This window comes from Heminiphilus faecis (genome assembly GCF_008728965.1).
Classification (GTDB): Bacteria; Bacteroidota; Bacteroidia; order Bacteroidales; family Muribaculaceae; genus Muribaculum; species Muribaculum faecis.
In genome coordinates, this window is the sequence record NZ_VSMC01000019.1 from 34,488 (window position 1) to 50,026 (window position 15,539).

The 15,539-nt window shown below is 49.9% G+C and carries 11 protein-coding genes and 2 pseudogenes; 5 read left to right on the forward strand and 8 right to left on the reverse strand.

Features of this window, described 5'->3' with window-relative positions; translation table 11 throughout:
• Window positions 1–341: 341 nt before the first annotated feature.
• Complete coding sequence (gene tnpA / locus FW767_RS09015) at window positions 342–932, forward strand: IS200/IS605 family transposase (protein WP_147438800.1); 591 nt, start codon at window positions 342–344, stop codon at window positions 930–932.
• Between the two features lie 515 nt (window positions 933–1,447).
• Here tnpA and carB read toward each other — a convergent pair.
• The gene (gene carB, locus FW767_RS09020; RefSeq protein ID WP_121699785.1) at window positions 1,448–4,651 is read right to left on the reverse strand and encodes a carbamoyl-phosphate synthase (glutamine-hydrolyzing) large subunit; all 3,204 of its coding nucleotides are present in this window, start codon (window positions 4,649–4,651) and stop codon (window positions 1,448–1,450) included.
• A 581-nt stretch (window positions 4,652–5,232) separates the two neighbouring features.
• Between carB and FW767_RS09025 the strand changes: the two are divergent.
• From FW767_RS09025 to FW767_RS13415, 3 genes and pseudogenes are all read left to right on the forward strand, one after another.
• Window positions 5,233–6,159: pseudogene (locus FW767_RS09025) on the forward strand (ammonium transporter); the annotation flags it as partial.
• A gap of 124 nt (window positions 6,160–6,283) precedes the next feature.
• Window positions 6,284–6,349 (forward strand): annotated as a pseudogene (locus tag FW767_RS13410) (hypothetical protein); the annotation flags it as partial.
• Between the two features lie 6 nt (window positions 6,350–6,355).
• Window positions 6,356–6,490 (forward strand): hypothetical protein, encoded by a 135-nt coding sequence (locus FW767_RS13415; RefSeq protein ID WP_262714008.1) that lies wholly within the window; start codon window positions 6,356–6,358, stop codon window positions 6,488–6,490.
• Window positions 6,491–6,850: 360 nt separating this feature from the next.
• Here FW767_RS13415 and FW767_RS09030 read toward each other — a convergent pair whose 3' ends face one another.
• The 7 genes from FW767_RS09030 to FW767_RS09060 form a co-directional block, all read right to left on the reverse strand.
• Window positions 6,851–7,405, reverse strand: a complete 555-nt coding sequence (locus FW767_RS09030; protein ID WP_121699783.1) for a 4'-phosphopantetheinyl transferase family protein — start codon at window positions 7,403–7,405, stop codon at window positions 6,851–6,853.
• The gene (locus tag FW767_RS09035) at window positions 7,402–7,983 is read right to left on the reverse strand and encodes a hypothetical protein (RefSeq protein ID WP_147438799.1); all 582 of its coding nucleotides are present in this window, start codon (window positions 7,981–7,983) and stop codon (window positions 7,402–7,404) included. The genes FW767_RS09030 and FW767_RS09035 overlap by 4 nt, the downstream gene beginning before the upstream one ends.
• A complete protein-coding gene (gldE, locus tag FW767_RS09040) occupies window positions 7,980–9,284 on the reverse strand; it encodes a gliding motility-associated protein GldE (RefSeq protein ID WP_205523882.1) in 1,305 nt (434 codons plus the stop codon). The genes FW767_RS09035 and gldE overlap by 4 nt, the downstream gene beginning before the upstream one ends.
• A 171-nt stretch (window positions 9,285–9,455) precedes the next feature.
• Window positions 9,456–9,908, reverse strand: a complete 453-nt coding sequence (gene rpiB, locus FW767_RS09045) for a ribose 5-phosphate isomerase B (protein WP_121699780.1) — start codon at window positions 9,906–9,908, stop codon at window positions 9,456–9,458.
• A 29-nt stretch (window positions 9,909–9,937) separates the two neighbouring features.
• Complete coding sequence (locus tag FW767_RS09050; protein ID WP_121699779.1) at window positions 9,938–11,767, reverse strand: ABC transporter ATP-binding protein; 1,830 nt, start codon at window positions 11,765–11,767, stop codon at window positions 9,938–9,940.
• 92 nt (window positions 11,768–11,859) lie between these two features.
• Window positions 11,860–13,410 (reverse strand): hypothetical protein, encoded by a 1,551-nt coding sequence (locus FW767_RS09055; RefSeq protein WP_121699778.1) that lies wholly within the window; start codon window positions 13,408–13,410, stop codon window positions 11,860–11,862.
• Between the two features lie 21 nt (window positions 13,411–13,431).
• The gene (locus FW767_RS09060; protein ID WP_121699777.1) at window positions 13,432–13,881 is read right to left on the reverse strand and encodes a hypothetical protein; all 450 of its coding nucleotides are present in this window, start codon (window positions 13,879–13,881) and stop codon (window positions 13,432–13,434) included.
• Window positions 13,882–14,113: 232 nt separating this feature from the next.
• On the opposite strand from FW767_RS09060, the gene FW767_RS09065 reads away from it, so the two are divergent.
• Window positions 14,114–15,505, forward strand: a complete 1,392-nt coding sequence (locus tag FW767_RS09065) for a leucine-rich repeat protein (RefSeq protein WP_148464299.1) — start codon at window positions 14,114–14,116, stop codon at window positions 15,503–15,505.
• Window positions 15,506–15,539: the final 34 nt, after the last annotated feature.

A 15,539-nucleotide genomic window follows, 5' to 3' on the forward strand; every position in this document is an offset into this window, starting at 1 on the left:
CGTGTTACCGGAACATCCGTGGAGTCCGGCAAGGACTCCTGCCAAATGTTAGCCGGGGACAAGCCGTCGGTAGACGGCGCAGTCTCCGGTATATGTGTCGCCGCCCCAGCGGAGCCTGTGAAGGCTCCTGCCCTGACATTAACCTTGCTTTTCCCCTGAATCGCCATTCCTCATTTGGCAAGAGTCTTTACAGACTCTAAAATGGCCGTAATCTCGATACCGGGCACTTCGTACCCGGCTAACAAACAGCAAGCGACTTTCAGTCGCCCAATCCGCTCCCACGCTCTGTCGTTTGCCGTGTTACCGGGACATCCGTGGAGTCCGATAAGGACTCCTGCCAAATGTTAGCCGGGGACAAGCCGTCGGTAGACGGTGCAGTCTCCGGTATATGTGTCGCCATCCCAGCGGAGCCTGCCAAGGCTCCTGCCCTGACATTAACCTTGCTTTTTGTTTGTGTGTTATCAAACTATTCGTTAAATTTGTCCATGAGCTTCACTCAATTGAACTATCATATTATTTTTAGTACTAAAAACCGTGTAAAGTCAATTGCACCACAGGTAGAGAGGCGTATATATACGTTACTCTATGTCCTGTCGCTTGATAAAAAAGCGGTTGTGCATCGCATCGGCGGTTACGAAGACCATGTTCACATGCTTGTCAGTTTACCTTCCGACATATCGCTATCTGAATATATTAAATATATAAAGCAAAATTCCAGTCGGATAATCGGTGGAGAGATTTGTATCGGATGGACCGGGTGGGAAGAGGGCTATGGAGCTTTTACTTTGCGCAATTCCGATATTGATACGGTAAAAGAATACATAGTCAGACAGAAAGAACATCACCGTCATGTTCCCTTTATCGAAGAATACAGGAATTGGTTGATTGAACAAGGCATTTCCCCTGAAGAGCCCTTTTTTCCAAAAGTCTGATGTTTGGCAAGAGTCTTTGCAGACTCTAAAATGGCCGTAATCTTGATACCGGGCACTTCGTACCCGGCTAACAAACAGCAAGCGACTTTCAGTCGCCCAATCCGCTCCCACGCTCTGTCGTTTGTTGTGGTGCCGGGATATCCGCGGAGTCCGGCTCCCGTCCACATTGTCCTCGCTCTGTTTGTCGTGTTACCGGGACATCCGCGGAGTCCGGCTCCCGTCCACATTGTCCTCGCTCTGTTTGCCGTGTTACCGGAACACCCGCGGAGTCCGGATCCCGTCCACATTGTCCTCGCTCTGTTTGTTGTGTTACCGGGATATCCGCGGAGTCCGACAAGGACTCCTGCCAAATGTTAGCCGGGGACAAGCCGTCGTCAGACGGCGCAGTCTCCGGTACCTGCGTCTCCGCCCCTGCGGAGCCTGTGAAGGCTCCTGCCAGCCGCATGGCTCCAATAAAAAACATTCCCTGTCGCGATGATGCGCGGCAGGGAATGTATATAGGTTGAGTTGGTATTTTATTTGTATTCTTGCCACGGGGTGATGCCGAGAGCGGTAACTGGCTTGTTGAGGAATGCCTTTACGTAGGCTCCGGCAAGGCGCGCGTTGGTCAGCAACGGTATGTTGTGGTCAATGGCCCAGCGGCGTATGCGGTAACCGTTGGTAAGCTCGCGCTTGGTATGATTTTTTGGAATGTTGATCACGAGGTCAACCTTGTGGCCGGCTATGATGTCGAGCACATTCTCGCCTTCTTCGTCAGGCCAGCATACGGCGTGGGCCTCGATGCCGTTGTTGTTGAGGAACTTGGCTGTGCCTTCAGTAGCGTATATCTTGTAGCCGTGTTCGTCAAGCAGACGGCATGCGTCAAGCATGTCGACCTTGCCGCGAACGTCGCCGGAGCTGACAAGCACTCCGGTTTCGGGCACATGGTGTCCTACCGATATCATGGCGTTGAGCAGAGCTTCGTCAAAGTCTTTGCCGAGGCATCCCACTTCGCCGGTCGACGACATGTCGACTCCAAGCACCGGGTCGGCTTTGTGGAGACGGGCAAATGAGAACTGTGAAGCCTTTATGCCTATGTAGTCGATGTCAAAAGTCGAGGTGTCTACTTTCTCTACCTTCTCGCCGAGCATGATGCGGGTGGCGGTTTCGATGAAGTTCTTTTTCAGTACTTTGCTGACAAAGGGGAACGAACGTGAGGCACGCAGATTGCACTCGATGACCTTCACGTCGTTGTCTTTGGCGAGGTACTGGATGTTGAACGGGCCCGATATGTTGAGCTCGCGGGCTATCTTGGCGCTTATGCGTTTGATGCGGCGTGCTGTGGCGAGGTATATTTTCTGTGCGGGGAACACGAGAGTAGCGTCGCCGGAGTGTACGCCGGCAAATTCGATATGTTCGGAAATAGCGTACTCCACAATCTCACCGTTGCGGGCTACCGCGTCAAACTCGATCTCCTTGGCGTTCTGCAGGAATTCAGATACGACAACCGGATACTCTTTGGACACCTTGGCAGCCTGATCGAGGAAGCGCGTCATTTGTTCGTAGTCATAACATACGTTCATGGCGGCGCCGGATAGCACATAGCTCGGGCGTATCAGTACGGGGAAGCCTACTTCTTCGACAAACGACTCGATCTCGCTAAGCGTGGTAAGTTCTTTCCATCGGGGCTGGTCGATGCCAAGCTGGTCGAGCATGGCAGAGAACTTGTGTCGGTTTTCGGCGCGGTCGATTGACACGGGCGAGGTGCCGAGGATGGGCACGTGGCGGCGGTGCAGCTTCATGGCGAGGTTGTTGGGTATCTGTCCGCCAACGCTCACGATGACTCCGCGGGGCGCTTCAAGGTCGATGATGTCCATGACACGTTCGAAGCTCAACTCGTCGAAATAGAGCCGGTCGCACATGTCATAGTCGGTCGACACAGTCTCAGGATTGTAGTTTATCATGATTGACTTGTAGCCGAGTTTGCGGCATGTGCTTGCTGCATTGACCGAACACCAGTCAAACTCAACCGAACTGCCTATGCGGTAAGCCCCGGATCCGAGCACTACAATATTGTTGCCGGCATTCATGTCGTAGGGTATCGAGTTCTCGTCGGCACCGTAAGTGACATACAGGTAATTGGTGAGGTCGGGATACTCCGAAGCCACCGTGTTGATGCGCCGAACGCGTGGTGTTACTTCAAGGGCCTTGCGGTGATTGCGCACACGGAGTATCTCCGGCTCCATGTTGCCTGACGGATTTTCCACGAAGCGTGCTATCTGGAAGTCGGAGAAGCCGAGACGTTTGGCTTCTTGCAGTACATCCTTTGGCAGGTCTTCTATCTTGTCATAGCCCTTCAGCACTCCGGAGTAGCGTACTATATTGTTGAGGCGCTCGATAAACCAGCGGTCAATCTTGGTCAGGTCTTCGATACGTTCTACCGTGTAGCCTTTTTCAAGAGCCTGAGCAATGGCGAAGACGCGCAGATCGGTGGGGTGAGACAGTGCTTTGTCGAGGTCATCGAAACGGATGTCGTTGTTGCCGACGAATCCGTGCATGCCCTGACCTATCATACGCAGACCTTTCTGTATTATTTCTTCAAATGACTTGCCTATAGACATGATTTCGCCTACGGACTTCATGGATGAGCCGATTTCGCGGTCGACACCGACAAATTTGGTGAGGTCCCAGCGGGGTATCTTTACAATCATGTAGTCGACTGACGGAGCTACGTAAGCAGAGTTGGGAGTGCCCATTTCGCCTATCTGGTCAAGTGTGTATCCGAGAGCGAGTTTTGCGGCTACAAAAGCCAGCGGATAGCCCGACGCCTTTGACGCGAGAGCTGACGAACGGCTGAGACGGGCGTTGATTTCGATGATGCGGTAGTCGTTGGTCTCGGCGTTAAATGCATACTGGATGTTGCACTCGCCCACGATGCCTATGTGACGCACGACCTTTGTGGCTATGTCCTCGAGCATCTTTATCTGCTCTTTGGTGAGTGACACTATGGGGGCTACGACAATGGACTCGCCGGTGTGTATGCCCAGAGGGTCGAAGTTCTCCATCGGCACTACGGTGAAGCAGTGGTCGTTGGCGTCGCGGATCACTTCAAACTCAATCTCTTTCCATCCTTTCAGCGACTCCTCGACAAGTATCTGCTTGGAGTAGGCGAGAGCGCTCTCGCAGTGTTTGGTAAATTCCTCGTCGTTAGTGCATATGCCGGAACCGAGACCGCCGAGCGCGTAGCCTGAACGTACCATCACGGGATATCCGATACGGTGGGCGACTTCTACGGCTGCATCAAGGCTTTCCACAGCCTGCGACACGGGCGTCTTTACGTCAATCTCATTGAGCTTTTTCACGAACAGGTCGCGGTCCTCTGTTATCATGATGGCCTCGACCGATGTGCCGAGCACCTTGACGTCGTATTTGTCAAGCACGCCGCTCAGGTAAAGCTCCGTACCGCAGTTGAGTGCGGTCTGTCCACCGAAAGCGAGCAATATGCCGTCGGGACGCTCTTTCTTGATGACTTCTTCGACGAAGTACGGGGTGATTGGGAGGAAATACACTTTATCGGCCACGCCTTCCGAGGTCTGGATAGTGGCGATGTTGGGATTGATTAACACTGTTGAAATGCCCTCTTCGCGCAAAGCCTTGAGTGCCTGCGATCCTGAGTAGTCAAATTCGCCCGCTTGCCCTATCTTAAGAGCGCCGGAGCCGAGAAGCAATACTTTTTTCATCTGTTTCCACGAGTCGTAAGTTGTGCAAAGTTACGATTTTTTCCAATATCGGCCCAAATTAAAGGAAGTGAAATTGCTCTCCGCGGCTCATACAGTCATTTATTGTCAAAAAGCGATATGGATTACGGAGATGAAAATTGCAATATCTGTTGGGTCGGATATAATAAGCATTTTCGGCGCTTCATATTCGGACAGGAGAACGTAATAGGGCTATCGGAGGAATAATTAAAATATTTTAAAGAAAATTACCAAATAATTTGCATATTTGCTTACTTATTTCTTATTTTGCGGCAGATATGATTGCTTTTTGCTTGATATGCTTGCGTGTTGACGGCTGTTTGCTATTATGTCAGCACCCCGTGGGCGGGTGTCATAAGGTTTTGTTAACTTAATTTGTTTGTTGTATGACTATTCGAGGGAGAAGGATCAGTTACGGATGGCTGTTTACATTTATTGTTATGCTGGCCGTCAGTGTTTTGGGTTTGTTTGTGACTCCGGCTGAAGGCATCTTTGATATGCCTAACGATCACTTGTTTGCTAACGTGGCGTGGATGATTACGGCCACGATTTTTGTATTGATGATGACGCCGGGTCTGTCGTTTTTCTATGGTGGAATGGTGCGCGTCAAGAATGTGATTTCCACTATGTTGCAGAGCTTTATAGTGATGGGCTTTGTGAGTGTGATATGGGTGGTGTTTGGTTTCGGTCTTGCTTTCGGCAATGACATAGGTCATGTGATAGGTAATCCTGCCGACTTCTTCTTGTTCAAAAATGTGGGAGTCGGTAACGTGACCGGTGCCGGTGACCTGTCGCAGATAGGCATTGCCACGACTACTATACCGCTGGCGTTGTTTGCCTTGTTTCAGATGAAGTTTGCCATTATAACTCCGTCGCTTATCACCGGGTCGTTTGCGGAGCGTGTGCATTTTGCCGGCTATCTGCTGTTTATGGTGCTGTGGGTCGTTGTGGTGTATTGCCCGCTCGCCCATTGTACATGGCACCCCGAGGGGCTGTTCGGCATGATGGATGTGCATGACTTCGCCGGAGGCATAGTGGTACACGCCGCGTCGGGTATCGCCGCGCTCGCGGGAGCTTTGTTTCTCGGTCGGCGTACACCTTCGCAGGAGGCTGCCAAGCCGGCCAATGTGCCGTTTGTATTACTCGGCGCCGCGCTGTTGTGGCTCGGGTGGTTCGGCTTTAACGGGGGTAGCTCGCTCGCTGCCGACGGTATAGCCGTAGCCGCGTTTCTCAACACTAACACCGCCGCCGCCACGGCTATGATAACATGGGTGGTGTTTGACGCCCTGCGCGGCCGCAAGCCGTCGGCCATGGGTGCCGCAATAGGCGCGGTAGTCGGTCTTGTGGCCATCACTCCGTGCGCGGGCTGGGTTACGGTCGGACAAAGCATATTCATGTCGTTTGTCATCACCATATGCTGCAACATGGCCGTGTCGTGGAAGGGTTACAGCCAGATGCTTGACGATGCTCTCGACGTGTTTCCCACTCACGGTCTGGGCGGTATACTCGGTACGGTGCTGACCGGAGTGTTTTCTTACGACTTTTTTTGCCGAAAGCAATCCCGACATGATATCGCACAGCACTTTTTTCTGGAACCACATACTTGTGCTGCTGATGGTGTTTGCCTACACATTTGCCATGAGCTACGGACTGTATTGGCTGACCAACAAGATTATACCTCTGCGTGTGTCGCGCCGCAGCGAGGAGATAGGGCTTGACAAGTCGCAGCACGGCGAGGAGTACGGTTACGAGGCCGGTACCGGCTTGGCCGAGGATACTCCGACTGTCGATGACTGGTTTCGCGGCATGGAGCAGAGTTGAGCCGGACTGACCCTGCTTCCGGACGACGGCAATCCCCCCCGGTCCGATATGACATATGGGTCGGGGAGCCTTTTGGATCAATGTAAAAGTACGGTTGTTAAACTGCCAATCTGCTGCTGACCCGTTTTTAACATGCGGTTTCGGTCGCGTCGGTGAACCATCGGGCCGTCTGCGCGGTTATCAACTTATATTGTATAACGATTCAAATATAATTAAAGATGGGGAAGCGATTTTTTTGTAAAGTGTTGATCGCGCTGGGGCTGGGGCTGCTGATGATGAACCCGTGCTCCGAAGACGACTCCATGACTGAAATGCTGGGGCTTTTTGAAGACTGACATGCATGGAGCGGCTTACCGTTGATTATTCGGCGGCAGGAAGCGCGACGGAAATAATGCAGTCATCGTAAACGAACGATGATATTTTATAGGGGACGGCTATGCCGTCCTTTTTTGCATATGATGTATGGGGGCTTTCCGGCGTGGGCAGTACAAGGCCGTCGGCTAATGAAATGCCCGGTGCTGCAGCCGCTTTGTAGAGGGCCTCCTTTATGGTCCATGCTCTCAAAAGCTCTTCGGTGGTGCGTAAGCGCTTCATTTCGTCAGCTGACAGAAACTTGCGCGTGACCCTCTGCAGAGTGGCGCGTGGCCGTTCTATGTCTATGCCGAAGCGCGCTCCGTCGTATAGTCCTACGACGGCATAGCCCTTGCAGTGCGATATCGACACTTCACGTCCTATGCCGTCAATGTAGGGTGAGCCGTCATCGCGGTGCATGACGGCGGTGTCACGTCCGAGTGCGTACAGGAGCAATCGTGCCACGGCAAGACGCTGCGCGCCGATCTGCCCCGCCGCCTCTTCTTCAGGGGTAAAACGGGTAATGTAAATTTCAGCAGTATCGATTGTGAATTTGTCTATCATTGTTTTGTGGAAAGGTTTTTTGCCGCTTCCAAAACATCGAGTGTTACCGCTTCGATTATCGGCCGCGTCTCTTCCGGGTCGGTAACTTCATGCAGTATTTCAAGGCTGCCGTAGACAAGAGTGCCTTTGCCGTCGGAGGCTATGTGCTGCAACGGTGTTACGGTAGCGTCCGGAGTGACTATGACGGTCGACGAGAATCCTCCGGGAGAGGTAAGCTCGGTTATCTCCGATGGCCGGCCTCCGGTATTTATTGATGCGCGCTCAATGCGGTTGGCCAATGCCTTTTCTGCGGACTGTTTTGTACCCTGCACAAGCGTGTAGCGCAGAACCGCGCTATAGCGCCGGTAGGCTACGTCGATCCATGTGTTGCCGCCGGAGTATTTTGTCGTGATATCGGCCTGAGCGTTCAGCATCAGTTTTACCGGCAGATTATCGGCTTGTCGGTACACGGTGTCGTAAGGGGTTATGCGGTGATATGCCTCGGGACGGGGTATCGCGTTGTTTTCGGCACACCCCGTGCACATACATGATACCGTGGCTGAGAATATTAAAAACGATATGACATGCAGGCGCATCATCGGTTTTCTTCGTCTTCGGGCATCACCTTTACGCGCACTCCGGCTATACGATGGCGTTCGATGGTAAGCACAAGAAAACGGCAACGTCCGTATACTATTGATTCTTTGGCTTTGGGGAAGTCGCCTTTTATGGCGAGCAGCATGCCTGCAAGAGTGTCGCAGTCTTCGGTTACTCCGGCGTAATCCTCTTCATTTAGACGAGTCACCCGGAAGAAATCGGTAAGTAGGGTCTTCCCGTCAAATATATATGTGTCGTCAGGAAGACGTTTGTAGGTCACTTCCTCCTCGTCATATTCGTCATTTATGTCGCCGACAATCTCTTCAAGAACATCCTCAAGGGTTACAAGCCCCTGTGTGCCTCCGAATTCGTCGACTACGATGGCCATATGTATTCGTCGGCGGCGGAAGTCTTCGAGCAAGTCATCGATCATACGTGACTCCGGCACAAAGTATGGTTCGCGGACGAGTTTCTGCCATTCGAAGTCGTGGATGTCCTTGCCTATGTAGGGCAACAGATCGCGGCTGTAGAGCACGCCCTTGATATTGTCATCGGTACCGTCATATACAGGCAGGCGCGAAAAGCCGCTTGAAAGTACTATGTCCATCACTTCGTCAAAAGTCGAGGAAATCTCAATATCGGTCATGTCTACGCGCGGTGTCATGATTTCCGAAGCCGTGGTGTCGCCGAATTCAAGTATGCCTTCGAGCATCTCCTTCTCCTCGACAGCCTTCACATCGGTTATCTCAAGAGCCTGCGAGAGGTCGTTGACCGATATGTTCTCTGCTTTTTTAGTGACTATGCGGCTGACAATGCCCGAGCTTTTCACAAGCATTGATGATATAGGAAACAGAAGTCTTACGGCCGTGCTTATGCCTCCTGTCGCCATTTTCGCCCATTTCACGGTATATGTGTTGGCATACAGTTTCGGCAGTATTTCGCCGAAAAGCAGAATGAGGAACGTGAGCACCACACTCTGAAAGATGAAGTTGAGCACTCCGCTATGGAATACAAATATCTGATTGAAAGCGAAGTTACAGAGTATTACGATAGTGACGTTGACAAGATTATTGGCGATAAGTATCGTCGCCAGCAGTCTTTCAGGTGCTTTGATAAGCCGGTTGATAGTCTCGCCTTTAGGCGACTCTCCAAGGCTTTCGAGTTGGGAGGGTGTAAGAGAGAAATATGCGATTTCACTTCCTGAGACGAAGCCTGACATAACAAGCGCTATCGCGGCGAGTATCAGAGCTATTATACTTCCGGCGGTGGGCGCCGCTACGTCCACCATGTTTTCGGCTGCCATTATTATCATCCCCGACAGAGGGGATGTAGCCGGTAACGGGTCTATATCCAATTGAAGAAATATTAGTTAAACAATATGTCATCTTTTGCGATGACGTGTAGTAGTCACCGCAAAATTAATCCATTTGCCTCAAATGTACAAATATTGACTGTATAATCAATAGCGATACCGCTATTTTACAGGCATTTTTGCTATGCGTTTCTCGTGGCGGCCGCCGTCAAAAGGAGTTTTAAGGAACTCGTCGACTATGGCTAACGCAAGAGTCGGTTCTATGAACCGTGCCGGTAGCACAAGTATGTTGGCGTCGTTGTGGGCGCGTGCAAGTCGTGCCAGTTCTACATTCCAACAGAGAGCAGCCCGTATGCCCTGATGCTTGTTGAGTGTCATGCCGATACCGTTGCCGCTGCCGCAGATGCCGATGCCGGGATAGTCGCGGCCCTCTTCTACGGCACTGGCGCATGGATGTGCAAAGTCTGCGTAGTCGCAGCTCTCGCCGCTGAAAGTGCCGAAATCTTCACACTCGATACCTTGTGAAAGCAGGTAGCCTTCTATAACGCTTTTGAGTTCATATCCGGCATGGTCGCTGCATATGGCGATCTTCTTACCGGGTTGCAGGATAGACATGATAAATATAAGATTAATGATGAATGTTTTTAAAATTTCTGCATGTCGACGAGGCGTTTGTAGTAGCCGTTTTTAGCTATTAGCTCATCATGACCTCCGGCTTCGACTATGCGTCCGTCGTGCATCACGCATATTATGTCGGCATTCTTGATTGTCGACAGCCTGTGGGCTATGACTATGGTGGTGCGGTCTTTCATCAACCGGTCAAGAGCGCTTTGCACGAGCTTTTCGTTTTCGCTGTCAAGAGCCGATGTAGCTTCGTCAAGTATTAATATAGGCGGGTTCTTTAGTATGGCCCGGGCTATCGATATGCGTTGACGCTGTCCACCCGACAGGCGGCATCCGCGGTCGCCTATATTGGTATCGTATCCGTTTTCCGACGCCATTATAAAGTCATGGGCGTTGGCTATCTTGGCCGCTTCTATGACTTTCTCCATCGAAGCCTCTTCGACTCCGAAGGTGATGTTGTTGTAGAAGGTGTCGTTGAATAGTATGGCCTCTTGGTTGACATTGCCCATGAAGCTGCGCAGATCCTTGACTTTCATGTCTTTGACGTTGATGCCGTCGATGGCTATGCTGCCCTTGTCGATGTCGTAGAAGCGCGGCAGTAGGTCGGCCAGAGTCGATTTGCCTGAGCCGCTCTGTCCCACAATGGCTACAGTGGCCCCGGCAGGTATGTGCAATGACACGTCCTTCAGCACCGGCATGGTGCCGTAGGAGAATGTCACATCATTGTAGTCGATGGTGCCTTCTAACCTGTCGATTTTTTTTGGTTCGGCCGGGTCTTTTATCGGATTTTGTGCATTCAGTATGCGGTCTACGCGTTCCATCGATGCAAGACCTTTCTGTATCGAATATACGGCTTTTGACAGCTCCTTGGCCGGGTTGATGATGCTGTAGAAAATCACCATGTAGTAGATGAAGAAGCCGGCGTCGAGCGAGTAGTTGCCTACCAGAATGAGCGTACCGCCGAACCAAAGTACGATGGCTATGGTGAATGTGCCGAGAAATTCGCTCATGGGGTGGGCGAGCGATTGACGGCGGGCTATGCGGTTGCTGATTTTATAGAATTTCTGGTTTTCGCGCTTGAAGCGGCTACGAACTTTGTGCTCGGCATTAAATGCCTTTATTATACGCAGTCCTCCAAGGGTCTCTTCGATGTTTGACATGAGCAGTCCCCATTGGTTCTGTGCTTCAAGCGACTGGCGTTTGAGCCGCTTGCCCACGCGCCCCATGACGAGGCCGGCCAACGGAAGAAGTATCAGTACAAACACTGTAAGCTGCCATGATATGGTAATCATCATAGTAAGGCATACTATGATCATGATAGGATTCTTGAAAAACATGTCAAGCGATGACATGATGGAGTTTTCGATTTCGGCAACGTCGCCGGTCATGCGGGCCATGACGTCGCCCTTGCGCGAATCGGTAAAGAACGATATAGGCAGACTTACTATTTTATTGTACATGTAGTTGCGTATATCGCGCACTATGCCTGAACGCATAGGTATTATGAAGTAAGAACTGAGATATGTGGCGCCTGTCTTAAGGGCGGTCATGAATACGAGCATGGCTGCGAGCCCGGCAAGAGCGCCCGAAGGTCCCCAGTCGGTGATCATGAGCTGGGTGTAGTAATAAAAGTTGTTTATAGCTACATCTTTAAGCGAGTTACCGTCGCCGGTGTGCATCGGAGTATAGGCCATCTCCTCAATGCCGAACAGCATTTCGAGTATCGGCACTATGAAAGCGAACGAGAACAGCGTAAGAAACGCCGCCAGTATGTTGAATATTATATTAAGCGCCAGATACTTCTTGTAGGGAGGCACAAAGCGTTTGATGATCTTGAAAAAGTCGTTCATGACGCAAAGTTAATGAAAATTCGTTAAGAGAGCCATAAGCCGCCTTACAAATGTAATATTTATGAGATATGACATTCGTGATTAATATGCGATTATTTTGATTCTACGTGTAGCGAATACGTATCATCCGTGTACTCTGTCGCCGGCATGTGTACAAGTAGTATGCGGGTTGATGCATTTTCGTAAAACTCTACGGGCTTTGCTCCGGAGGGCAGGCATGTGAATATCTCATCTGCCGTCGATAAATTCAGGTGACCTTTTTCTATGCCGTTTTGTGGGAGCAGATGTTGTAATCCCGCTTTGGCCTTCTCTGCTGAAACCGGGTGGGAGTTGTCGGCCGGAATTACTGAAATTGAAAGCCACCGGGTATTGTCTTTCTGTAATGTATGTGTCACTGCGTATTCATACATGCGGTCAAGACGATTATATACGCATGAACTTCCTCCGGTCAACGACACATTGCCTTTCGTCCAGTCAAAACACAGAAAATCGCGGTTATAAACCATGATTTTTGTTGAATCGACGTGAATGACCTTGTCGTTTTTATACCCTTTGAGGTAGTTGGTTATCTGTCCTTCATGATAGAAATAGGTACTGAACTTCCGGGTCAGTTTTTTGCCTTCTCCGTCACTGTCGGTATACTTGCTGTACACTTTGTATGTGTCGGGCAACTCCTTTGCGCTCCACACTATCGAATCGTATGGCTCTATAAATGACGGCATATCCAGCCCTACTTTGTCATTGGCGTAGCCGTCGGTTATGCGAAACGACACAAGATCGAGCGGGGCCGCTAACGTATAATCCTCGCCCATGAGTGTCGTGGGGCGGCTTGTCGGTTTGATTTTGAACCGGTATGATTGCGACAGGTTGTTTATGTCAATTGTCACTTCATCTGAATAAGTGTCGGTAACATTAATCTCTTTTATATCGCTGACCGGGGTGTAGCCCATAAGAGGCTCGTTATTGCGGTATACGATTCGGAGTGAGTTTTTAACGCCCACGGCAAGCGGGACCGTTATGCAGTGGTTCCCGGTTTTGTCAATCGTTATCGGCTCGTATGTAGTGACACTGCTGTTGTCCTTTGCCCCTTCGTAGGATATTGACTGCCAGTTGTCGCCATACGAAAATGTATTGGCCACGGCATATTCACCTTCTGTAATGTTGAAACCGTCATTGACAATGGTTATTTCGGTCAGCTTTTTACGTGGTATTGTTATATTGAGTTTCAGGGTCTTGCCCTCCTTATTCCAGTCTGATATAAAGAACTCGAGTTTCCGGTCTGGGAATGGCATGATGTGTTTGTCCGGCGATATGCTGCTCAAATCCACTCTGAGGTAGTGGAGCCCCCTCGCGTCTCCGATGTCTTCGCCAATCTCAAAGAATATGCGGTATTTACCGTCTTTATCGGTTGTGCCTTTCGCTTTATGTTTTAACAACGAGCCGGTGATATCTCGCCATTCGTAATCCACGCTGACCGGTATGTCGGCAAAAGGTGTGCCTTCGGGCGTGCATATTCGGCCGGTTATGATGGTGCTGGTAGCGGTCGGCTCCTTGATGAAATCATCCTCTTCCTTGTCGCAGCTTGCTAATGATGCCGACAGGATAATGATGCATATCAGTTTTATAAATGGTGTGGACTTCATAAATTAATGGGTCTTGAAGGTTTAGGCTATCTGTTTGGCTACATTTTTCAAGGCGCCCCTCATATCGGCTTCATGACTTATTCCGAGACTCGATGAAGCTCCGCGGCATGATGCTATGGGGCGTCCCGACAGATAGTCAATGAAATTGACTGTTATTATTGTCTCCTCATCGGTTACGTTTACCCCGTATTTGACTATCAGAAGTCTTTCCTGCTGTTGCGCCGACAGCTCGTTGATGCGCCAGTCGCTGATAAGTTTCAACCCGGAGCCTTCGACGGCGTCAAACAATTGAATCTCATACTGCATCAGTTCGGCCGGTATGTGATATGTGTCATTGTTTATTATGGCGGCATACTCGTACTTGTTCAAGTTTACATTGCTTGATACGACCGACTTTGAAGTGGTGCACGATGACAGGAGGCATACAATACATATGATTAGGAATGTGATAAAAAGAGTGGTTTTCTTCATGTCAAACTGCGATTTTTCCGTTCAGGTTCAATAATGAGGTTAATAAATGAATGGACATAATTTTCTCATCCATAGTCAAAGATATACAAAAATAAGCGCAAAAACAAATTATTTGTAATTAATCAGCTTGTTTTATAATGAGATTCCCTATTTTGTGTATTATCTTTGTGATAGATAAAATATATACTCTTTTAAAATAAAATCTGATTGTTATGAAAAAACATTTCTTTCGGTGCTTCTTATCGCGTTGTTGGCTATGGTTGTGTCTTGTGACAAGGACTCCGGCGTGTCTCTGGAGCTGGCTCCGGAGAGTGAGGCGGCCGTCAAGGAGGGCTTGTTGTTTAATTCGGAGGGTGGAGAGGTCAATCTTCATTTCTCCACTTCGGAAGACTTGGAGCCTGTAGTGTCGGTTGTTTACAATGATAATGAGAGCTATCAGTGGATTATTACGGATAGTTATCTGGAACAGGGGCACGGATGTGTTACGATAAGGTGCGACAGATCCGATGACTCCAATACACGTGAGGCTTTGGTAACCGTAGTTGTGGGCGATGCCGGCTTTTCGGTTAAGGTCAGCCAGTCGCCGGTAGGGTATGTCACGACTTCGCGTGATGAATATGTGTTTGGCAGCGCTGGAGAGTCGGCGGAAATAGAACTGGAGACTAACGGTACGCTTACGTGTCGGTTTAAGTTTTCTACAATAAAGTGGATTAAGCATGAACTGGTGAAGAAAGAGAAGGGATATGCTCTGTCGTTGAACGTTGACGCTAATGAAGGTTTTGGGCGAGTGGCTTTTGCTGATATTTATGTTGACGGGGTCAAGTGCCGCACAATAAGTCTGCGGCAGCAGCCTGCAAAATTTTCAGAGAATACGGTTATAGTCACCACCGGTGCCGGTCAATTGTATGTACTGCTTGGCGATGATGAGGATAATCTCGGGAATATAAGAGCACTTGAACTTGTGGGCCGTATCAATGCTCTTGACCTATATGTACTCGCGAAACGGTTATTTAAGTCCGGAGCGGTGTCGCAGCATTATCCGCTGGAGCTGGACTTATGGAATGCATCTATTGTGCCGGGTGACAAACCGTATGACCCGGAACTGTCAATAGACATGCCTGAACAAATACCGACGGTCGATTATGCAACATTGCCGGATTACTATTTTGACGGGGCCGCCAATATCGTATCGTTGAGGATACCGGGCAATACCGAGACTATAGGTTCTTATTGTTTCCGCAATTGCAGGGGATTGGATCGTATCGAAATTCCCGAGGATGTCATAACTGTCAAGAATGGTGCTTTCAAGGGTTGCCTTAATCTCGTCGATATAGTCATCGGTCCGGAATCGAGGCTTAAGTCCATAGGCAATTATGTGTTCGACACCGGTAGCCGCATTAACAGTCTGTATCTTCCTTACGGTCTGTCGGATATCTCGCATGATGCTTTTAAGCGGTGCAAGGTCGTTGATCTGTATGTCGGCTGGGATGTGCCACCTGTTCTGGAGGTAATGCCCGATGTCAAGGTGCTTTATGTGCCTGTCGGTACAAAATCGGCTTACGAGGCGTCTACCTGTTGGAGCGGAATTCCCGATATCATTGAATATAATCCTGAAATTGAATAGGCGGTTAGGTTAGTTTCGCGGTTTTTGTGTACCT